At 59.7% G+C, this 21005-nt stretch carries 17 protein-coding genes; 5 read left to right on the top strand and 12 right to left on the bottom strand.

The genetic code is table 11. The features are described 5' to 3' along the window. The coding region (locus HUJ17_RS06110; protein WP_290509855.1) for an amidase family protein at window positions 1-642 on the top strand (642 nt) is incomplete at its 5' end. 114 nt (window positions 643-756) lie between these two features. On the opposite strand, the gene HUJ17_RS06115 is transcribed toward HUJ17_RS06110, so the two are convergent. From HUJ17_RS06115 to ubiD, 5 genes are all read right to left on the bottom strand, one after another. Further along, window positions 757-1674: a metal-dependent hydrolase gene (locus HUJ17_RS06115; protein WP_290509856.1), complete on the bottom strand. Its 918-nt coding sequence runs from the start codon at window positions 1672-1674 to the stop codon at window positions 757-759. A 40-nt stretch (window positions 1675-1714) separates the two neighbouring features. After that, window positions 1715-3466, bottom strand: a complete 1752-nt coding sequence (locus tag HUJ17_RS06120) for an SDR family oxidoreductase (RefSeq protein ID WP_290509857.1) — start codon at window positions 3464-3466, stop codon at window positions 1715-1717. 174 nt (window positions 3467-3640) lie between these two features. Next, window positions 3641-4915 carry a DSD1 family PLP-dependent enzyme gene (locus HUJ17_RS06125; protein WP_290509858.1) on the bottom strand — a complete coding sequence of 425 codons (1275 nt, stop codon included), beginning with the start codon at window positions 4913-4915 and terminating at the stop codon, window positions 3641-3643. Next, the gene (locus HUJ17_RS06130) at window positions 4912-6279 is read right to left on the bottom strand and encodes a D-arabinono-1,4-lactone oxidase (RefSeq protein WP_290509859.1); all 1368 of its coding nucleotides are present in this window, start codon (window positions 6277-6279) and stop codon (window positions 4912-4914) included. Before HUJ17_RS06130 ends, HUJ17_RS06125 begins: the two co-directional genes overlap by 4 nt. A gap of 193 nt (window positions 6280-6472) precedes the next feature. Beyond that, window positions 6473-7942 carry a 4-hydroxy-3-polyprenylbenzoate decarboxylase gene (gene ubiD, locus HUJ17_RS06135; protein ID WP_290509860.1) on the bottom strand — a complete coding sequence of 490 codons (1470 nt, stop codon included), beginning with the start codon at window positions 7940-7942 and terminating at the stop codon, window positions 6473-6475. A gap of 377 nt (window positions 7943-8319) precedes the next feature. Between ubiD and HUJ17_RS06140 the strand changes: the two genes are divergently transcribed. After that, window positions 8320-10269, top strand: a complete 1950-nt coding sequence (locus HUJ17_RS06140) for a TonB-dependent receptor (RefSeq protein ID WP_290509861.1) — start codon at window positions 8320-8322, stop codon at window positions 10267-10269. Between the two features lie 73 nt (window positions 10270-10342). On the opposite strand, the gene rho is transcribed toward HUJ17_RS06140, so the two are convergent. Further along, entirely contained in the window at window positions 10343-11602 is a 1260-nt protein-coding gene (rho, locus tag HUJ17_RS06145) for a transcription termination factor Rho (RefSeq protein WP_035248298.1), read from the bottom strand. 287 nt (window positions 11603-11889) lie between these two features. Beyond that, window positions 11890-12216, bottom strand: coding sequence for a thioredoxin TrxA (trxA, locus tag HUJ17_RS06150; protein WP_062817138.1), 327 nt, complete (start codon window positions 12214-12216; stop codon window positions 11890-11892). Between the two features lie 233 nt (window positions 12217-12449). On the opposite strand from trxA, the gene ppx reads away from it, so the two are divergent. Beyond that, window positions 12450-13946, top strand: a complete 1497-nt coding sequence (gene ppx, locus HUJ17_RS06155; RefSeq protein WP_290509878.1) for an exopolyphosphatase — start codon at window positions 12450-12452, stop codon at window positions 13944-13946. A gap of 135 nt (window positions 13947-14081) precedes the next feature. Here the strand turns inward: ppx and ppk1 are convergent, their stop codons facing one another. Next, complete coding sequence (ppk1, locus tag HUJ17_RS06160; protein ID WP_290509862.1) at window positions 14082-16169, bottom strand: polyphosphate kinase 1; 2088 nt, start codon at window positions 16167-16169, stop codon at window positions 14082-14084. 192 nt (window positions 16170-16361) lie between these two features. Continuing rightward, window positions 16362-16490 (bottom strand): hypothetical protein, encoded by a 129-nt coding sequence (locus HUJ17_RS06165; protein ID WP_269530045.1) that lies wholly within the window; start codon window positions 16488-16490, stop codon window positions 16362-16364. Window positions 16491-16735: 245 nt separating this feature from the next. Here HUJ17_RS06165 and HUJ17_RS06170 point away from each other — a divergent pair, with 245 nt between their 5' ends. Continuing rightward, entirely contained in the window at window positions 16736-17584 is an 849-nt protein-coding gene (locus HUJ17_RS06170) for an alpha/beta fold hydrolase (protein ID WP_290509863.1), read from the top strand. Here the strand turns inward: HUJ17_RS06170 and HUJ17_RS06175 are convergent. The 3 genes from HUJ17_RS06175 to hemB all read right to left on the bottom strand — a co-directional run bounded on the left by HUJ17_RS06175 (window position 17568) and on the right by hemB (window position 20483). Then, window positions 17568-18029, bottom strand: a complete 462-nt coding sequence (locus HUJ17_RS06175) for a MarR family winged helix-turn-helix transcriptional regulator (protein WP_290509864.1) — start codon at window positions 18027-18029, stop codon at window positions 17568-17570. The two genes, HUJ17_RS06170 and HUJ17_RS06175, sit on opposite strands and share 17 nt — an antisense overlap. An 81-nt stretch (window positions 18030-18110) precedes the next feature. Then, on the bottom strand, window positions 18111-19379 hold the full coding sequence (locus HUJ17_RS06180; protein ID WP_290509865.1) for a TPM domain-containing protein: 1269 nt from the start codon (window positions 19377-19379) through the stop codon (window positions 18111-18113). A 96-nt stretch (window positions 19380-19475) separates the two neighbouring features. Then, complete coding sequence (gene hemB / locus HUJ17_RS06185) at window positions 19476-20483, bottom strand: porphobilinogen synthase (RefSeq protein ID WP_290509866.1); 1008 nt, start codon at window positions 20481-20483, stop codon at window positions 19476-19478. 96 nt (window positions 20484-20579) lie between these two features. On the opposite strand from hemB, the gene HUJ17_RS06190 reads away from it, so the two are divergent. After that, entirely contained in the window at window positions 20580-21002 is a 423-nt protein-coding gene (locus HUJ17_RS06190; RefSeq protein ID WP_290509867.1) for a VOC family protein, read from the top strand. Window positions 21003-21005: the final 3 nt, after the last annotated feature.

Raw genomic sequence — 21005 nt, forward strand, 5'->3', positions numbered from 1 at the left:
GAGAAAACCGTGGCCCTGCTACGGGACCTGGGCCATGAGGTGGTCGAGGCCGAACCGCAAATGGATGCCAAACAGATGTGCATGGACTGGCTCTCCGTCTGGTTTGGCCAGTGCGCCGCCGAAGTGGATGAAGTGAAGGCACTGACCGGCTGCGGTGATGACGGGTTCGAGCTGGATACCCTGGCCATTGCCGCCTTTGGCCGCGCGACGCCTGCCCATGAATACGTGAAGTGTCAGACCCGTTGGCAACAGTACATGATCGCGCTGGATACCTTCCTGGAGCAGTACGATTTCTGGCTGACGCCGACGCTGGCCATGCCCCCGGCACGGATCGGGGAAATGGCCACCCCGGGCTGGCAGCAGAGCGCTCTGAAAATGCTGCTCAAGGTAGGTGGTGAAAAGCTGTTGATGAAAACCGGCATGATCGAACAGATGGCGCTGGAAAACTTCAAGTACATGCCTTACACCCAGTTCGCCAATGTCACCGGCGTGCCGGCCATGTCGGTGCCGTTGCACTGGTGCGAGAGCGGCCTGCCGCTGGGCTCCCAGTTTGTCGGTGGCCACGGCGATGAAGGCAAGCTGCTGGCGCTGGCGGCGCAGCTGGAAGAGGCGGCACCCTGGTTCGATAAGGTGCCGATGTAGACGCTATTGGCAGGAGCGTCGCAGGATAAAAAACAGGTTTACCACAGAGGGCACAGCGTTCACCGAGGCAAGAAGGTTTTCCTCAGTGAACTCTGTGCCCTCTGTGGTGAAAAATCAGTGCATCGCCGCCGCCTGCGCCGCCGGTGAGCGGGCCAGGTAGGCCAGGGCCTGTTCCGTGTCCCCTTCGTGGATCGGGTGGAAACGGGGAGACAACCAGCGCAGAGTGGCGTTCAGCAGGAAGGTGAAGGTGGGCACATTCCGGGTCTGCTTGCCGGTCTGTTCCAGTTTCACCAGCAATGTCGGTATCAGGGTGCGCCCCAGCTTGCGCACCTGAGGGTCCGGGTCCTGACGTGCCAGGCTGCGACCACCCTCGGAAATAAAGTAGATGAACAGCGGAAAGACGATGGCCATCAGCGCCTGACGACTCACGTAGAAGCCGAGCTGGGACTTGCACAGGTGCTCGAACAGATCGAAGGCAACGGTGCGGTGTTCCACTTCCTCGGCCAGATGCCATTTGAACAGGTCTACCATGGCCGGGTCGCCGTTCTGCTCCCAGGTGTCGTTGTCCATGGCCCACTGACCCAGCACGCCAGTGAAGTGTTCGATGGCCGCGATCAGCCCCACACGCAGTACCAGCCATTGCTTCTGAATCGCCTTGCGCTGCAGGAATGTGAGCCCGAAAGGTGCCTCCCCCAGAAAAGTGCCAAACAGCCATTCCACCCGCTGCACGTACTCATCCACGCTCAATCCATGGCGCTCCAGATAAAGCTGGGCCTTGCTGTGGGCCCGGGAATGCACGGCCTCCTGGCGGATAAACCCTTCCACGTCGGCGCGCAACTGATCATCACTGACCAGCGGCAGGGCCTGGTTGTAGACCCGGCAGAACCACAGTTCCCCGGCAGGCAGCAGCAGGTGGATGCCGTTGATGACATGGGTGGAAAACGGGTCATCCTTGAGCCAGTGCAGAGGCGTATTGTCGAAATCGAATTGCACACGGCGGGCTTTCAGTTGATGGCGCACAGGGCTATTCATGGCTGTTGTTCTCCCGTTGTTTGGTCAACACGTCATCAAATCAGGCGGTAATATCCAGACGCGCTACCTGCCGGGACAGTACCGGGGCAAAGCGGCTGAGTAGTCGGGTGGTCCAGGCTTCGGCTCCCACCAGGGACAGGGCCGGATTGCTTTGCACCGCATCGAAAATGGCGGCGGCCACCTGGTCCGGGGAAAAATTGCGGCGCTTGTACAAGGCGTCGGCTTTGGCGCGTTTTTCGGCCTGTTGCTCGTCGCTGAGGCCGGCGTAGACGGTGCTGTTGGCAATGCCGGTGGCCACAAAGCCGGGGCAAATGGAGCTGACGCCGATATGGTGTTCGGCCAGCTCCGCGCGCAGGCATTCACTGAGCATATGCACGGCGGCCTTGCTGGTGGAGTAGGCGGTCAGCTTGCGGTTGGGGGCGAAGGCGGCGGCGGAGGCCACGTTGACGATGTGCCCCTTGCGATGGCCGTCAATCATTTGCCGGGCAAACAACCGCGAGCCATGGATCACGCCCCACAGGTTGACCTTGAGCAGGCGGTCCCAGTCCTTGGTGGACGTTTCCAGCATACCGCCGGCCATGCCGATGCCGGCGTTGTTGACCACAATGTCCGCACCACCCAGTTCTTTCTCCACCCAGTTGGCCAGCCGCTGCATGGCCTGGGCGGAGCCCACATCCACCTTGCGGGGCCAGGCGGTGGCACCCCGTTGCCGGGCCTGTTCGGCGGTGGCGTCGGCACCGTCTTCATTGATATCCACGCACACCAGATCGGCGCCTTCTGCGGCAAAGCGCAGGGCGGTAGCCCGGCCAATGCCGGAACCGGCACCGGTGATAACCGCCGTCTTGCCATACAGGGGCAGGCCCTGTCTTTCCGGACGAACGCGGGCATGCTGCAGGGCGCCAGGCATCTTGCCGCTTTCCACTCCGGCCACGAAATCGCCAATCCAGGCGGCGATGGTGTCCGGGTGGCTCAGCGGTACCCAGTGGTTGGCGTTGATATCCCGGCGGTACAGCTCGTCCACCCACTCGTGCAGGTCCTCAAACAGCTGGGTCCCCACGTAGTTGTCACGGGTGGGCACGATCAGCTGGACCGGACAGGCCGCGTGGCGGTCTTGCGGGTTGATCAGCTTGTTGCGGAAGTTGGCGCGATACAGCTGCACCCCGTGTTTGCCATCCTTGCCCTGGGTGGGATTGGCGTCCGGCTCCTGCACGTTCTCGCGGTGTTTCAGGTAGCGGGGCCAGAGCTTGTCCAGGCCTCCCTGCCAGGCACTTGGAGCCAGTACCGGCAGGTGAAAGAAACCGATATACCAGGAGCTGAGCGCCTGTTTGAACACCTTGGCCTTGGCGGAGGGAGACAGATTCAGCGTGCGCCGACGCATCCAGTGGCCCATATGATCCAGGCAGGGGCCGGAGATGGTGGTGTAGGATTTGATGCGGGCCTTGAGCGGCCCCTCGGCGGTGACCGATTCCCAGCTCTGAATAGAGCCCCAATCATGGCCCACCAGATGAAAATCCCGCCCGGGAAGGGTGGCGTCGACGACGGCCTTCAGGTCTGCCGACAGCAGCTCCATGCGGTAATCCGCCTGCTTGCGGGGCGCGTCGGAGGCGCCGGCGCCGCGGACATCGTAACTGACCACGAAGTACTTCCTGGCCAGCCGCTCGGCCACGGGCCGCCAGACACTGTGGTTGTCCGGGTAACCGTGAACCAGGACCACGGGGGGCTTGCTGCTCTCTCCGAAGGTATAAACCTGCAGGTTTATACCCTGGCTTGCCACTGTTGTTGTGGTTGTCATGAAATGCTCCTGCCGGGCAATGGCCACGATAAATCTAGACGACGTCAAGTTTTATTGAATGTATCAGTGGTCAATGTAACGGTCAACGTGCAGGCAGTGACCACCGGGACCGTCAATTCGGTGCCGGAGGTCAAGAGGAGAGGGGAGTCAGTGGGAGGCAGGTGTCGGGGCGGGTCAGGCACCCTGGCCCTGGGGCAACGGTGGCCACCAGTCCTGGATGGCGCCGTCTTGCCACACGGCCAGGTCGCCGAACTGCAGCAGCACGAATTCGCTTTGGGTGGGGCGCAGGAACAGCTGGTCGTCCACCTGCAGGGCGGTATCCGGACTGCCGTTGAACATCATCTGGTTGGTGCTGTGGCCATAGACACCATTCTCGCGAATGCCCGCCGGTGACACCGGGGTGGCCTTCCAGTAACCGCCGTAGATGAAATAGGTCTGGCGGCGGTTCGGGTCCCAGCGTTGCCATAGCTCACCCAGCGGTAACGGTCCGGGCAGGTTCAGGCCGTCCCATTGCTTGAGCACTGGTGCGGCGATAAACACCGCCGGTTCGAAATCCGCCAGCAGGGGCAGATCAAAATCGCTGGCCTTGACCAGACAGGAGCCGGCGGCCAGTTCGTTGACCACGGTGCTGTCGTCGTAGAGGCCGACGGTGGGGCTGCCGCCGCCGTTGAAACACAGGGTCTCATTCCGGTAGGCGGGTGCCAGTTGGTAGAGGCGTTCGATAAAGCGTTGGTAGATGGCCTCGGTTTCCCGGTGGCCTTCCTCGGCGCTTTGAATAAAGGCGGGCAGCTTGCCCACGTGGGCGTCATAGCCCATGAAACCGCTGAAGCGAAGTCGGTCTGGGTGGGCCTGGATCAGGGCGATCATTGCATCGAGCTGGTTCGGGGCGGTGAGGCCGCCCCGGTGCAGGCCCACGTCGATTTCGAGATTGATGTTCAGGCGCCGGTCCAGATCGTTGGCCAGTTGCAGATATTGCTCCAGCCGCGGGCGGGAATCGATCAGCCATTGGAGTTGCCGCTCCGCATCGAAGGCGCTACCTGTTTCGCTGTAGAACTGTCGGGCGGCCTGGACCGGCATGGGCTTGCCCAGCAGCATGTCCACGCCGGGCTCTGCGTCGGCCAGGGCATTCATGAACGGTTGATGGAACACCATGACACGGTTGCTGCCGGTTTCGCGCATCACGGTCTGGACCATCGGCACACTGGGCAGGGACTTGGCCACGATACGCAGCGCGCAGCGGGGCGGCAGCATGGCTTTCAGGGTGCGGCAATTACGCACCAGCCGTTGCTGGTCCACCAGCATCAATGGCCGACCGGGCCCGTCTTTTTTCAGCCTGTCGTTGATGGCCTGGAAGTAGGGGGTATGCGGCGCCCCCTGATTCCCCGGGCGCAGCAGCCAGCCGCCGGCGGCGAGAGCGCCCAGGCCGATGAGAAAACCACGGCGTTTCATCCGGTTGCTCCAAACAGGGTTTGCAGGTGTTGGTTGAGCATCCTTCCCTGTGGGTCCAGTTCCCGGCGCACGGCCTGAAAGCGATCAAAGGCGGGATAGAGCTCGCGCAGTTGCCGCTGGCCCAGAGTATGCAGCTTGCCCCAGTGGGGGCGGCCCGCATAGCGACGCAGGATCGGCTCCACGGCCGTGAACAGGGGCTGATAGTCCTGGGCGAAATATTGATGGATCGACAGGCTGGCGCCGGGGCGGTCGTGGTACATGGACAGCAGGCGATCATCGGCGGCCACATAACGGAACTCGATGGGGAAGAACACATTGATGTCCTGCTTGCGAATGGTCTCGCAGACTTCCTGCAGGCAGGCGATGCCGTCTTCCGCCGGCACGGTGTATTCCATCTCGTTGAACCGCACCGTGCGGCGGTTGGCGAACACCTTGTGGGCGGGGCCGGTATAGGTGCTGTCCTCCACAAACAGGGTGACCAGCTTCTGCAGGTTCGGGGTCAACCAGCCAGCGCGCATGGCCACTTTGCAGACCAGCTCCAGCAGGTCGTTGCTGTCTTCCCGTTCGCTGCTGTCGGTGGGGTCATCAGTGATTTCCATGGTCTTGACGATGGCCTGTTCGCCCAGGGGGAAGGCAAAGAATTCGATGTGGCGAAAGTTGTCTTTTTCCCTCTCCACGAAATCCATGGCTTCCTGCAGGGGCAGGGTCCAGGTGCGCTCCTTCAGCCGGTAGGCAGGTTCCAGTCGAAAACCGATTTCGCTGACCACGCCCAGGGCCCCGATGCTGCAGCAGGCGGCCAGAAAGGTGTCGCCGTCTTCCCGGGTCAGGCTCAGGGCTTCGCCGTCGGGGAGGATCAGCCGCAGGCTTTCCACCTGTCCGGACAGGCTCTGCAGGTTGCTGCCGGTGCCGTGGGTGCTGGTGGCAATGGCGCCGGCCAGGGATTGCAGGTTGATATCCGGCTCGTTGCTGAAGCTGTAGCCCAGGTTGTTGGCCTGGGCACTGGCCATGGCCAGTCGGGTGCCTCCACCGTAGGTGAAGATGTCGCCGTCCTGACCCCGCAATCCGGCCAAGGCTTCCAGGGATACCAGGGTGTCATCGCTGGGTACCACGGCACTGAATGAATGGCTGCCGCCGAAGGGGCGAATGGTGCCGCTGCTGTCGCGCAGGGTCTGACGCAGTTGGGATTCGCTGGTGGCAAATACCAGGTTGGCCGGGTTGGCGCTCTGGTTACCGGACCAGTTCTGCCAGGCTGGCGCCTTCCCGGTCTCAGCCAGCAGAGCCTGGGGCGCCAATGCCCCCGTGGCCCCGGCCGAGGCCAAGGCTTTCAGAAAACTGCGTCGGTCAATGGAATCTAACAAGGCCATGGTGCGTCCTTTTGTTATTTGGCACCATCGTACAAGAAAAGCAATTGATAGTTAATAGTTGATAATTGATAACTGCGCGGGAGAGGTCGGGCGCCGCTTTATTACCCCTGTGGCCGCGCCCAACCGTTTGGGCGCGGCTCCGATGCTGAAAGACCTGGCGTCACTTGTCCGCGCCGTTATCAATTCTCCATTCTCAATTATCAATTTCCAGGCTTTCCCACATCTCATCCACCCGCTGCTTCACTGCCGGGCTCATGCTGATGGCGCGGCCCCACTCACGGTCGGTTTCGCCGGGCCATTTGCTGGTGGCGTCCATGCCCATCTTGGAGCCAAGGCCGGATACCGGAGAAGCGAAATCCAGATAGTCGATGGGGGTGTTTTCCACCAGCAGGGTATCCCGGGCCGGGTCCATGCGGGTGGTCATGGCCCAGATCACGTCCTTCCAGTCGCGGGCGTTGACGTCATCGTCGCAGACAATCACGAACTTGGTGTACATGAACTGGCGCAGGAAGGACCACACGCCCATCATTACCCGCTTGGCATGGCCCGGGTACTGTTTCTTCATGGTCACTACGGCCATGCGATAGGAGCAGCCTTCCGGGGGCAGGTAGAAATCCACGATTTCCGGAAACTGTTTTTTCAGGATCGGTACGAAGATCTCGTTCATGGCCACGCCCAGCACCGCCGGTTCATCCGGCGGACGCCCGGTATAGGTGCTGTGATAGATCGGATCACGGCGGTGGGTGATGCGCTCCACGGTGAAAACCGGAAAACGTTCCACCTCGTTGTAATAGCCGGTGTGGTCGCCGAACGGCCCTTCCTCGGCCATCTCGTCCGGATAGATATGGCCTTCCAGCACGAACTCGGCACTGGCGGGGACCTGCAGGTCGTTACCGATGCACTCCACCAGCTCGGTTTTCGAGCCGCGCAGCAAACCGGCAAAGGCATATTCGCTGAGGGTGTCCGGCACCGGGGTGACCGCGCCAAGGATGGTGGCCGGATCGGCGCCCAGCGCCACCGCCACCGGGAAGGGCTCACCGGGATGCTGCTGCTGCCACTCCTGAAAATCCAGGGCTCCACCGCGATGGCTGAGCCAGCGCATGATCAGCTTGTTGCGGCCGATCAATTGTTGGCGGTAGATGCCCAGGTTCTGGCGTTCCTTGTTGGGGCCACGGGTGATCACCAGCGGCCAGGTCACCAGCGGGCCTGCATCGCCGGGCCAGCAGGTCTGGATCGGTAACTGGTACAGATCCACGTCGTTGCCTTCCAACACCTTTTCCTGGCAGGGCCCGGAGCCGCGCAGCTTGGGACTCATGCTCAGCACCTTGCGGAATACCGGCAGTTTTTCCCAGGCATCACGCATGCCCTTGGGCGGTTCCGGTTCCTTCAGAAAGGCCAGCAGTTCACCCAGTTCGCGCAGCTCCTCAACGGACTCGCGGCCCATGCCCAGCGCCACGCGACGTTCCGTGCCGAACAGGTTGCCCAGCACCGGGGTGCCGAAGCCCACCGGGTTTTCAAACAGCAGTGCCGGGCCGCCGGCACGCAGGGTGCGGTCGCAGATCTCGGTCATTTCCAGGTTCGGGTTCACCGGTGCAGTGATGCGCTTGAGCTCGCCAAGTTGTTCGAGCTGTTGCAGGAAGTCACGCAGGTCGCGGTATTTCATGGCGATCCTTTTGTTGGAAGTCAGAGGATGGCGACGTTGGTTTGGGGTGAGTATAGCAGGCTGATGTCAGGCCGCAGTGAGGGCTACAGAACGAACAGAGTAAGTCGTGGCAAACGAAATTTCCATGCAATGCAATCCGGTCCGTCGTAGATCGGGGCGTTCCACCACTCATCAATCCATGTCCCCTGCCGGGCTTGTGCGCTATCTCTGTCCTGTGATTCTCGTGTTCCTCACGGTATAGGGTTGACAGTGTGTGAAAATCGGCAATGGGGGCAGGGATGAATCGCGCATATCAATATGGACTTTGTTTGCTGGGGCTAAGTTGGACGGGCTTCGGGTTTTCTCACGAGCTGGCACCCGTTGAGGTTACCGGCGCAATGGCTCCTCTTCCTGTCTCAGCCTCGCAAGGGCATGTGACAGGGGATGAACTGCAGGTTCGCCCTCTTCTCAGAGCGGGGGAAATCATGGAAGCGGTGCCCGGCATGATTGCCACTCAGCACTCCGGTAACGGCAAGGCCAACCAATATTTTTTCCGCGGTTTTAATCTCGATCACGGTACGGATTTCCGCACTGAAGTGAACGGAATGCCAGTCAATCTGCCCAGCCATGGCCATGGTCAGGGTTATACCGATGTGAATTTCCTGATACCGGAAGTGATCGATACTGTTGAATATCGAAAAGGTCCCTATTATGCGTCGGTGGGTGATTTCTCCAGCGCTGGCAGCGTGGATATCAGCACGCGCCGTTCGGTTTCCCGCCAGCATGTGAAAGTGACCGGTGGTGAGCATGATTACTACCGGGGCCTTGTCTACGGTGGCAAGCGATCAGGGGGGCACAAGCTGGTTTACGCTGTTGAAGGGCAGACCTTTAATGGCCCATGGCGAGACATCAACGAAGATGTCGAAAAGGTTAACGTCTTGTTGGGCCACGAATGGCATCAGGGTGAATCCCATTATGCGACGACCCTGATGGTTTACGACAACACGTGGAACAGTGCTGATCAGATTGCCAATCGAGCCGTCCGCTCAGGCCAGATCAGCCGGCTGGGTTCTCTGGATGAGGATGCCGGTGGCGAGTCTCACCGCTACTCCCTGTCATTCCAATGGGACAAACCCGGCCAGCGTGGCTCGGTGTATGCCATCGATTACGGGCTCAATCTGTGGTCCAACTTTACCTATTTTCTGGATGACCCCGTCAACGGCGATGAATTCGAGCAGATCGACGACCGCGCTGTGGTGGGGGGGGATGTGGAGTACGACTACCAGTGGCTAACCGCCTTCGCCCCTTTAACGTTACATTGGGGGCTTGAGTGGCGTCACGACCAGATTCGTGATGTGGGACTGTTCAAAAGCGCAGACAGAAATCGACTGGGGGTGGTGCGCCGGGACCGAGTCGCCCAAACCAGTGCGGCGCTGTTCGGCTCTGTAGTCTACCCCTTCGCAGAGAAGTGGCGGGCCACTCTTGGCATGCGCTACGACCATTATTACTTCGATGTGCGCGATCGTGCCGGGGTTAACGTTAATGGGTTCGATTTGTCCGCCAATGGCGGCAATGCGCATGACGGTATCACCAGCCCGAAATTCAGCCTGGCGTGGCTGCCAAATGAAAAAGCCGAGTATTACCTGTCCGCCGGGTACAGTTTTCACAGCAACGATGCTCGTGGCACCACTATCGAGATTGACCCGGTGGCGGGAACGCCTGTTGATCAGGTGGACCCACTGGTGAGAAGTCGTGGTGAGGAGCTGGGTGCCCGATTCTATCCTAACGATCAATGGCAGGTGACCCTGGCTGCGTGGCAGTTGCGGCTGGCTTCCGAATTGCTGTTTGTTGGCGACGCGGGCAATACCGAGACGAATCGACGCAGTCTGCGGCGTGGGGCGGAAATGAATGTGGTTTACCGGCCCACCCGCAGCTGGGAATTCGACGTGGAATTGGCAACCACTCGAGCGCGATTCCAGGGGGACGAACCCGGAGAAGGCCGCTTTATTGAAGGTGCCCCTGACCGAGTCATGGCATTTGGTGCTCACTATCGAGGTCAGCGCTGGTTTGCTGGGTATCGCCTGCGCCACTTCGGCCCGCGGCCACTGGACAGTTTTTCGGACCAGGAGTCATCCAGCACCACCATTCAGAATATCAAGCTGGGGATGCAGTGGCCGCGCTGGGAGGTGGCTCTGGAAGTCCTCAACCTGGCTGACGTTGAGCATAACGACATTGATTATTTCTATGCCTCACGACTGGCCGGGGAGCCTGCCGGGGGCGTGGAAGACCGGCATTTTCACCCTATTCTGCCCCGCACCTGGCGCCTCGGTGTAGAGCACCAGTTCTGATTGGTGACACCTGGCTCTACCAGCACAAACAAAAAACCCCGCCGAAGCGGGGTTTTTTGTTTGTCTGCGAGCGTTACTTTCTCTTCATGGACTCGAAGAATTCCAGATTGGTCTTGGTATGCTTCATGCGGTCGATGAGGAATTCCATGGCGCCGATTTCGTCCATGGGATGCAGAACCTTGCGCAGGATCCACATCTTCTGCAGTTCATCTTCGCTGACCAGACGCTCTTCGCGGCGGGTGCCGGACTTGCGGATATTCATGGCCGGGAAGACGCGTTTCTCTGCTACCTTGCGATCCAGGTGCAGTTCCATGTTGCCGGTGCCCTTGAATTCTTCGTAGATCACTTCGTCCATTTTGGAACCCGTGTCTACCAGGGCAGTGGCCAGGATGGTCAGGCTGCCGCCTTCCTCGATATTTCGTGCGGCACCGAAGAAGCGCTTGGGTTTTTCCAGAGCGTGGGCGTCCACACCACCGGTGAGTACCTTGCCGGAGCTGGGCTGCACGGTGTTATAGGCCCGTGCCAGACGAGTGATTGAGTCGAGCAGGATTACCACGTCCTGCTTGTGCTCTACCAGCCGCTTGGCTTTCTCGATCACCATCTCGGCAACCTGCACGTGACGTGCGGGGGGCTCGTCGAAGGTAGATGCCACCACTTCACCGCGCACGGTGCGTGACATCTCGGTCACTTCTTCCGGACGCTCGTCAATCAGCAGCACAATCATGTGCGATTCGGGGTTGTTGCGGGCAATGGACTGGGCCACGGTTTGCAGCAGCATGGTCTTGCCGGCTTTGGGCGGTGCCACGATCAGGCCGCGCTGCCCTTTGCCGATCGGCGCCACCAGATCGATCACCCGGCTGGTGATGTCTTCGGTGGAGCCATTGCCTGCTTCCATGACGAAACGTTCCGTGGGGAACAGCGGCGTCAGGTTTTCGAACAGGATCTTGTTCTTGGCGTTTTCCGGCCGGTCAAAGTTGATCTCGTTGACCTTGAGCATGGCGAAATAGCGTTCGCCATCCTTGGGAGGCCGGATCTTGCCGGAAATGGTGTCGCCGGTGCGCAGGTTGAAACGGCGGATCTGGCTGGGAGAAACGTAAATATCGTCCGGTCCGGCCAGGTAGGAGCCCTCTGCGGAACGAAGGAAGCCGAAACCATCCTGCAGGATCTCCAGCACCCCGTCTCCGTAGATGTCGGAGCCGTTCTTGGCGGCGCGCTTGAGGATGGAAAAGATTACGTCCTGTTTGCGGGTTCTTGCCAGGTTCTCGAGGCCGAGTTCCTTGGCAATGTCCAGAAGTTCTCCAATCGGCTTCTGCTTCAGTTCAGAAAGATTCATTGGCGTCTAGTTTGATGTCTTTGAATGAATTGAGAGGGTGCACCACAGGTGGTGCGGCGGTTGTTTTGATAATCTGGTTGATTCGGAATCTGGCCCGGCAAGCCTATAAAGGGGGCCATCAGGAAAAGGTAACCAGAGGTTCCGAAAGACTTGCTAAGGGGGTGCTTGCTGTAAGCTGGTTCTGGAATCTACCACCCGAACAACAGGCTGTCTAGTCTTTGCTGGTGGTAATAAAACGTAACACCCCCGCCGGTCGGCGAGGGTATCAGTGGATGTGGCTGTCTGTCTTAGAGAGTGCTGTCCAAAAATGCGGTCAACTGGCTCTTTGACAGGGCGCCCACCTTGGTGGCTTCCACGTTGCCGTTCTTGAACACGGTCAGGGTGGGGATGCCACGAACGCCGTATTTCTTGGGCGTTTCCGGGTTGTCGTCGATGTTGATCTTGGCAATGGTCAGCTTGTCACCGTACTCGCCGGCCAGTTGCTCCAGGATCGGCGCGACCATTTTGCAGGGGCCGCACCAGGGTGCCCAGTAGTCTACCAGCACCGGGCCGTCCGCATTGATGACCTGGGCTTCGAAGTCCGCGTCGGTCACATTGATAATCTCGCCGCTCATTGAATTCTCCTGAGATAGGGGGTTAGCTGGCCCGACGGGCGGGCTGTTGCGATGGTGGATAATATCAGGTCGTGGGTGCCGAATTTCAAGCGAGTCAGTGAATTATCGCGGTAGAGTTTGCCTATGACACCGTAACGCCATGATATTCGGTTAGTATTCGGGGCGTTTTTCAATTCTTTGTCTACCCGTGGTAGGCAGGAAAAGGGTAATGGCCTTTCAGGAAAGGAGTGCATATGGAACATGGCGAGCATCTGGCGGCCATTGACCTGGGGTCCAACAGCTTCCACATGGTAGTGGCTCGGCAGGCCCACGGTGAGGTCCAGATTCTGGATGGCCTGTCCGAGAAGGTGCAGCTGGGTGCCGGGCTGGACGGGGATAACCGGCTGGACGGGGAGACCCAGGAACGGGCGCTGGATTGCCTGGGCCGGTTTGCCCAGCGCATCGCCGGGATTCCCCGCGGCAGCGTCCGGGTGGTGGGAACCAACACTCTGCGCCAGGCCCGCAATGCCCGGGAATTCATCGACCGGGCGGAAGCTGTGTTGGGCCATGACATCGAGATCGTGGCCGGGCGTGAAGAGGCCCGTCTGATTTACCTGGGGGTGGCGCACAGCCTGGCTGATGATGCCGGTCAGCGGCTGGTGGTGGATATCGGTGGCGGCTCCACGGAGCTGATCATCGGCGAGCGTTTCGAATCCACCGAGACGGAATCCCTGCACATGGGCTGCGTCAGCTTTGCCCAGCGTTTCTTTACCGACGGCACTATCACCGAAAAGGCCTTTGACCGTGCTGTCACCGCTGCCCGCCAGGAGGTGCTGTCCATCCATGCCAACTACCGCCGTCTGGGCTGGCAGCAGGCAGTGGGCGCGTCTGGCACTATCAAGGCCATCAGCCAGGTGTGCGTGGACAACGGCTGGTCAGAAACCGGTATTACCATGGAAGGCCTGAAGAAGGCCCGCAAGAAAGTGATCAAGGCCGGCAAGGTGGAGCAGCTGGATCTGAAGGGGCTGCGCGAGGATCGCCGGGCTATCTTCCCCTCCGGATTGGCGATTCTCTACGGCATCTTCGAGCAGTTGAGTATTGATCAGATGGAAGTGTCAGGTGGGGCCCTGCGCGAAGGGCTCCTGTATGACCTGCTGGGGCGATTCGCCCACGAGGACGTGCGCGAGCGCAGCATCCAGTCGCTGATGAGTCGCCATCATGTGGAACGCACTCAGGCGGAGCGTGTCTGCGACACAGCCATGGGTTTGTATCATCAGGTGGCCAAAAGCTGGCAACTGGAGGATGACGAGTTGGCGGATACCCTGCGTTGGGGTGCATTGCTCCACGAGGTGGGCCTTGCCGTCTCCCATAGCCAATTCCACAAGCATGGCGCCTATCTGGTGACCAATTCAGACCTGCCAGGGTTTTCCCGGCAGGAGCAGCAGGCAGTGGCGGTGCTGGTACGCGGCCACCGTCGCAAGCTTCCACTTTCTGCGCTGTCGGAGTTGCCGGACGATGAGCAGCAGGGCTTGTTGCGATTGTGCCTGGTGCTGCGGCTGTCTGCCCGTCTGCACCATGCCCGCTGCGATGAAGTCATTCCCGAGATGGTGCTGAAAGCCGAAGACAATTCCTTGTCCCTGCAGTTTCCGGCGCACTGGCTTGAAGAGCATCCGCTGACACTGGCTGATCTGGAACAGGAACAGGATTATTTTCGTGCTGGTGGCTATGAGTTGAGGTTAATTGATAATTGAGAATGGATAACTCGCGGCAAAGGGCATCAAACCCTGAAACGCAAGAGGCCGCGCCCAAGCGTTTGGGCGCGGCCTCTTGTATTCAAAGACAACAGCAACACCAATCCGCGCCGTTATCAATTGCCCATTTAAAACTCAGCTACCGCCAAGGGTTTCCAGTAAGACGTGCTGAGCGATGAAGCTCTCTTCCCCGTCCTCCGGCCGTGCGCGCAGGTAGCGACCATCCGGTTGAAGTAGCCAGGCGCGGCTGTTGTCGCGCAGGTAGTAATGCAGGCCCTGTTCAATCACCTGGGCCTTGAGCACCGGGTCGTTGATCGGGAAACAGGTTTCCACCCGGTTGAACAGGTTGCGATCCATCCAGTCGGCGCTGGAGCCATACACCAGGTCCTCGCCGCCATGATGGAAGTGGTAAATGCGAGTATGCTCCAGGAAGCGGCCGATCACCGAGCGTACCCGGATATTTTCGGATAGCCCCGGCACTCCGGGTTTCAGGCAGCAAATGCCACGCACGATCAGGTCAATCTCCACACCCGCCTGACTGGCCCGGTACAAGGCCTGGATGATCTTCTCTTCGGTGAGTGAATTGAATTTGGCAATGATCCGCGCCGGCTTGCCGGCGGTGGCTTGCTGCGTTTCAAAGTCGATCCATTCGATCAGCGACGGGTGCAGGGTAAAGGGCGAATGTTTCAGCTGCTTTAGCCGTGCCGCCTTGCCCATGCCGGTGAGCTCCTGGAAGATCTTGTGCACGTCCTGGCAGATGCCTTTCTCGCAGGTCATCAAGCCGTAGTCGGTGTAAAGCTTGGTTGTCTTGGTGTGGTAATTACCGGTGCCAAGGTGCACATAGCGTTTGATGCCATCGCCTTCGCGGCGCACCACCAGCAGCATCTTGGCGTGGGTTTTGTAGCCCACCACCCCGTACACCACGATGGCGCCGGCTTCCTGCAGTCGGCGGGCCCCTTCGATATTGGATTCTTCGTCAAAGCGCGCCCGCAGTTCCACGATGGCGGTAACTTCTTTGCCGTTACGAGCGGCGGTTTCCAGATGATCAAGAATTTCTGACTTGGTGCCGGTGCGGTAGAGGGTCTGTTTGATGGCCAGCACCTTGGGGTCGCGGGCCGCTTCCGCCAGCAGGTTGACCACCGGCTGGAAGGATTCATAGGGGTGATGCAGCAGAATGTCGCCCTGGTCCATGGCGTCGAAAATGGTTTCTGCTTTTTTGACTGCCGGTGCCAGCTTGGGTGTGAAAGGCGGGTAGTGCAGGCGCGGGCGGTTCACGCTGGTGAACATGCGAGCCAGGTTCACCGGGCCATTCACTTCGTACAGATCGATCTCGGTGAGTTCGAACTGTTCCAGCAAATAATCAGTCAGGTGACGTGGGCAGTTGTCCGCCACTTCCAGGCGTACCTCGTCACCATAACGCCGTGACAGTAGCTGGCCTTTCAGGGCGCTGGCCAGGTCTTCCACATCCTCATCCACTTCCATGTCCGCGTTACGGGTGACCCGGAACTGGTAGCAGCCGGTGGCTTTCATGCCCGGGAACAGGTCCGATACATGGGCGTGGATCATGGATGACAGGAACACAAAGTTGTCGTCACCGCTTTCGCTGATTTCGTCAGGAATCCGGATCAGCCGGGGCAGGGAGCGGGGTGCGGGCACAATGGCCAGACCGGTGGAACGGCCAAAGGCATCCTTGCCGTCCAGCGACACGATAAAGTTCAGGCTCTTGTTGACCAGCCGTGGGAAGGGGTGAGAAGGATCCAGAGCGATGGGGGTAAGCACCGGATAGATCTGTTCGCGAAAATATTTTTTCACCCATTCAATCTGTGCTTCGGTCCAGTCTTCCCGGCGCAGAAAGTCCACGCCTTCCTCGCGCAGGGCCGGCAGAAGAATGTTGTTGAGAATATGGTACTGGCGGTCCACCGCCTCATGGGTCGTGCGGCTGATTTCCTTCAGGATTTCCTCGGCCAGCATGCCGTCGGGGCCCGGCTGACCGGTGTGGGTTTCCAGCTTGTTTTTGAGGCCGGCCACACGGATCTCGAAAAATTCATCCATGTTGCTGGAAAAAATCAGCAGAAAATTCAGCCGTTCCATTAACGGATGGCTGTCGTCCATGGCCTGCTCCAGGACCCGCAGGTTGAACTGCAACAGGCTCAGCTCCCGGTTGAAATAGTAGTCCGGGTTATTGAGGTCGATGGCGCTGTGTTCGCTGGCAATGTCATTCATTGGCGTCGTCCTGACCGGGCCGTTTGGAAGGCCCCTATTGCATGACATTAATGTGACACGGTAATGACAGGTGCAAAATGGTTTTGTGTTAACAGGCTTTTCAGCACCCTGTTTAGCAGGATAGCGCGAGGGTCGGGGAGGCGGGAAGTGAAGATGGAATAATAAAGCCGCCAGCAGGTGGCTTTATGAATTTCAGCCCTGGAAAATCCAGGATTGCTGGATAATGTCCAGTTCCTGCATCTCCTGCTCGGTAGGGGCGCGGCCTTCCGCAGCGGCAAGGCTGGACAGGCTCAGGGTGGCGATCAGTATCAGCGTACGCATTACGGTTCTCCTTGGGTCATGGACCCAGCAACGTCAGCAGAAAACGGTGAAATTCTAACCATTTCCCCATAAAAACCATTGGCTGTTTCTGCCTGGCTTACCGGCTCCCGGGGCCACCGTCGACATCGTGCCGGCTTGCGCGGGTGGATAAAGCAATATAAAGTGTAAATACATCAAATGAAGCAAATGGCGCAACCGCCATTTTTTTCTTCCTTTATAGTGCATACACACTAAGGAGAAGGGTTATGTTGCTATCCGTGTTTCAAGCCTTGATGGCGGGATACAGTCGGCTGCTGCCGGGCAGGGCCAGCGATACGGCGCTGCACCTGTTAACCACGCCCCGGGTGACCAGAGGTCCATTGTCGTTCCGGGGATCAGAGCCGGATCTGACCGTCTCGCTGGGTGACCGGGCGCAATTGGCGATCTGGCAAGGCGGTGAGGAGGCCGCGCTGTTTGTGCATGGTTGGTCTGGCCGGGCCACACAGATGTCGCCTTTCATCAACGCGGTGGACGCCCACCGTTACACCCGCTACGCCCTGATTCTGCCGGGGCATGGTCCACAGGCAGATGGGCCGGCCCATGTGGGGGATTTTATTGCGTCGATTCGTCTGGCGCTGGACTTTATCGGCGGCCCGGTGTCCGTTGCGCTGGGGCACTCCATGGGGGCTGGGGCGCTGGCGCATGTGGCTGCGCAGGATCCCCGTCTTGAACGGCTGGTGCTGATTGCCGGGCCGGCGGAATTTCGCGGCCTGGTCAATAATTTCGCTGCGTTTCTACATCTGGGGGAGCGGGCCCGTCTTCAGCTTCTGCAAAAGATGGCGGCCCGGGTGGGGATCGGTTTTGATGCGCTGAATATCGCCCGGTTGGGTGGGCAGATACGTGGCCCGGTATTGCTGATCCATGACACCGGGGACCGGGAAATTCCTTTTGTAGAAGGCCTTCGTCTGCAACAGGCCATTCCCGGCGCGACCCTGTATCAAACGCAAGGGCTGGGCCACCGGAGAGTGCTCAGGGATACGGTGGTGATCGATACCGTTACGGCGTTTGCGAATCCGCCAACGGTTTCGCAGGCGCCGGTTAAAGCTCTTGCTTGACCCGGGAACTGAAGCGGTGAAGTTGGCTGGCCATGTTGTCCCACTCTTCTTTGCCCACCAGTGACTCGAAGACATCCTGAGCTTCCTGCCAGTGTATCAGCGCCCGCTGGTAGAGAGCCTCGCCCTCGGTAGTGAGCGACAGCCCCAATGAGCGCTTGTTGCCGGTGGGTTCGGATTCCACCAGGCCTTTCTCGATCAGTTTGTCCACGGTGCGCTGCAGGGAGGTTCGCTCCATGCCCAGCCATTCGGATAACTGGAAGATAGATTCCGGCGGCTGGGCCTTGATGGCATTGAGGATGGAAAACTGGGTAATGCGAAGGCCGGTGTCCGCCAGCTTGTTGTTGTAGAGGCGGGTGACCAGGCGTGACAGCACCCGGGAATGCAGGGCGGCGCAATGGCGGCCCACTTCCAGGGGGGCGAGCGTATCGGTCTTGTCTTGGCCCATCGGTGCGCTCCGCTAATTTATTGGTGTATATGCATTATAGGGGCGCGGTGAGCCCTGTTGTCCAGTGCGGCGATATGGTGATTACGGTGGTGCCTGGCCAATGAGCTCCAGAGTCTGGCCATCGCGAAGAATGGTAATCCTGATGCTGGCGCCGGGATCGCTGGTATCCATCAGTTGAGCTACCTGGCGATGGTCGGTCACCGGGGTGTCGTTCCAGCTCAGTAACTGGTCTTCGTAACGCAGTCCCAGCCGATCAGCGGCGGCGCCTTCTCCCACCCAGCGTACAAAGGTGTTATCGCCCCGACTGGTGACTGACAATGCCCAGCGATGCTGGATTGTTCGGAGTGGGAACCCGTTGCGATCAAATTGCCAGTCCATAAACCCGAAGAACCAGGGGTTACGGTGCTTGTGGTCCAGGTACCATTGGTTGTTGCGCCCAAACCGGATCAAGCTCTGTTGGGATGCCAGATCCAGACGCCATTGCTGCTCCTCGATGCGCAATAACCAGGGGGCACATTGCCGTTGCTCGATGGGATAACGGATGACGGCCAGCGGGCCGCGGCGGCTGGGGCCGAGCAGGGTCTGCGCCGGGCCACATTGCTGGTAGCTGCTGGCAAGATTGTCCATCTGTGCTGGTGCGATGACCCAGTCGGCCAGCATATCGCGGGTGTTGTTAGTGTAAATGGACAGGTCTGGCCGGTCGTTGTGGGCAGCCATGGCTGCCAGGTAGTGCTGTACCGCCTGTTCCGGTGTGGTCGCAGTGGAAACGTTATCGTGTCCGCCTGCCGTTTTTGGCGCCGCTTCGCCGATCTGCGCCGGGACGCTGGCGCCACCGCCAGCGCTGAAGGCTGACTGTGTCGGGGTCTGAAACGCCTGCTTGGCTTTCGCTTGGCGAGCCCGTTCAATGATCAGTTCCGTGGTGGCGGCAATACCATCGGCGACCCGGTTGTGGCGAAAGAAGGGCACCATCTGCTGGCGTTCAAGATAGGAGACAAAGGCGTCGGTATAAACGCCTTCCAGGGCCGTGGAGACTTCCAGGCGGACTTCATTCTGCTGGGGGTCGAGCAATAGCAGCAAGCCGCGGCCCGTCTGGCTGCGTTGCCCTGCGCCGCTGTCCTGAAAGTGACGGCGAGCACGCTGATTGATGTCCCCCTCAGCGGCCTGGATCACTAGCCGGTAGTCGATGTCGTGGTCTTCGAGAAGATAGTGGTTCTGGGTGTTGAGTTGTTCGCTGGCGGCTTTGCTCAGGAACTCTTCTTCATCATTCAGCCATTGCCGGTTGTCACAGCCCGTAAGCAGAAACAGGGCGGGCATGATGCCGAGAACGAGCAGGCGAATGCGTCCATGCATGGTGCTCTCCTTGTGGTCATGTTTGCCTGGAAAGGTTCAACGTCGAGCAAACAGCCGGCTTGGCTGTGCCGACACCTTACCCCGTGTCACTCCAGTCTACTGTGCGGCCAGTTTCTGTGCTGCCGCCTTGGCGAAGTAGGTGAGAATGCCATCGGCACCGGCGCGTTTGAAGGCCAGAAGGGATTCCATCATTACCTTGTCCTGATCCAGCCAGCCGTTCTGGAAGGCGGCCATGTGCATGGCGTATTCACCGCTCACTTGATAGGCGTACACCGGCACCTTGAATTCGTCTTTCACTCGGCGCACCACGTCCAGGTAGGGCATGCCCGGTTTTACCATTACCATGTCGGCGCCTTCGGCCAGGTCCAGGGCGATTTCGTGCAGGGCCTCGTCGCTGTTGGCCGGGTCCATCTGGTAGGTGGTCTTGTCTGCCTTGCCCAGGTTGCCGGCGGAACCTACCGCGTCACGGAAAGGCCCGTAGTAGGCGCTGGCGTACTTGGCTGAGTAGGCCATGATGCGGGTGTGGATGTGCCCGTTGGCTTCCAGTGCGTCGCGGATGGCGCCGATGCGGCCGTCCATCATGTCCGAGGGCGCTATCACGTCGGCGCCCGCTTCCGCCTGGGACAGGGCCTGTTTGACCAGGGCTTCCACGGTGTCATCGTTGAGCACGTAGCCATTGTCGTCGATGATGCCGTCTTGCCCATGGGTGGTGAACGGGTCCAGGGCGCCATCGGTGATCACACCCATTTCCGGTACCGCTGCCTTGATGGCGCGTACCGCCCGCTGGGCCAGACCGTCCGGGTTCCAGGCTTCCTTGCCGTCCAGGGTCTTTACCTCGGCCGGTGTGACCGGGAACAGTGCCATGGCCGGGACGCCCAGCCTGGCCAGTTCCTCGGCTTCCTTGACCAGAAGGTCCACGCTCATGCGTTCCACGCCGGGCATGGAGGCGACGGTTTCGGTCTGGTTTTTCCCTTCAAGCACAAACACCGGGTAAATCAGATCGTCCACGGTGAGGGTGTTTTCGCGCATCAGCCGGCGGGAGAAATCGTCGCGGCGCATGCGGCGCAGACGGGTGGCGGGCCAGGGGGCGCGGGTGACAGACATGGGGTGGAGTCCTCTAGTAACATGGGGCGCCCGAGCCAGGTATAGCAGTATCCCGTATCGGGCGGAATGACGAGAGTTTAGCAAGAGCGGTAGACGATGGAAAAACAGCCGGCCTTTCATCTGGCCTTTATGGTGAATGACCTGGAAGAAGCGGCAGACTTTTACTGCCGTGTGTTGGGTGGCCGCCGGGGTCGGGATGCCCCTAATTGGGTGGATATTGATCTGCATGGCCACCAACTTTCCCTGCACAAAGGTGAGGATCTGACTCCAATCCAGGGCTACAGTGAGGTGGATGGCCATCCGGTACCCATGCCGCACTTTGGCGTGGTTCTGGATTTCGCCAGCTGGGAAACCCTGGTGGAGCGGATTTACGACAATAACTGGCCGTTCCTGCTCAAGCCACGCGAACGTTTTGTCGGGCAGCCCGCCGAGCAGGGCACGTTTTTTGTGCAGGACCCCACTGGTAATACGCTGGAGTTCAAAGGATTGCGCGAGATTGATCGTATCTTCGAGGTGTAACCA

Source organism: Alcanivorax sp. (genome assembly GCF_014762765.1).
Classification (GTDB): domain Bacteria; phylum Pseudomonadota; class Gammaproteobacteria; order Pseudomonadales; family Alcanivoracaceae; genus Alcanivorax.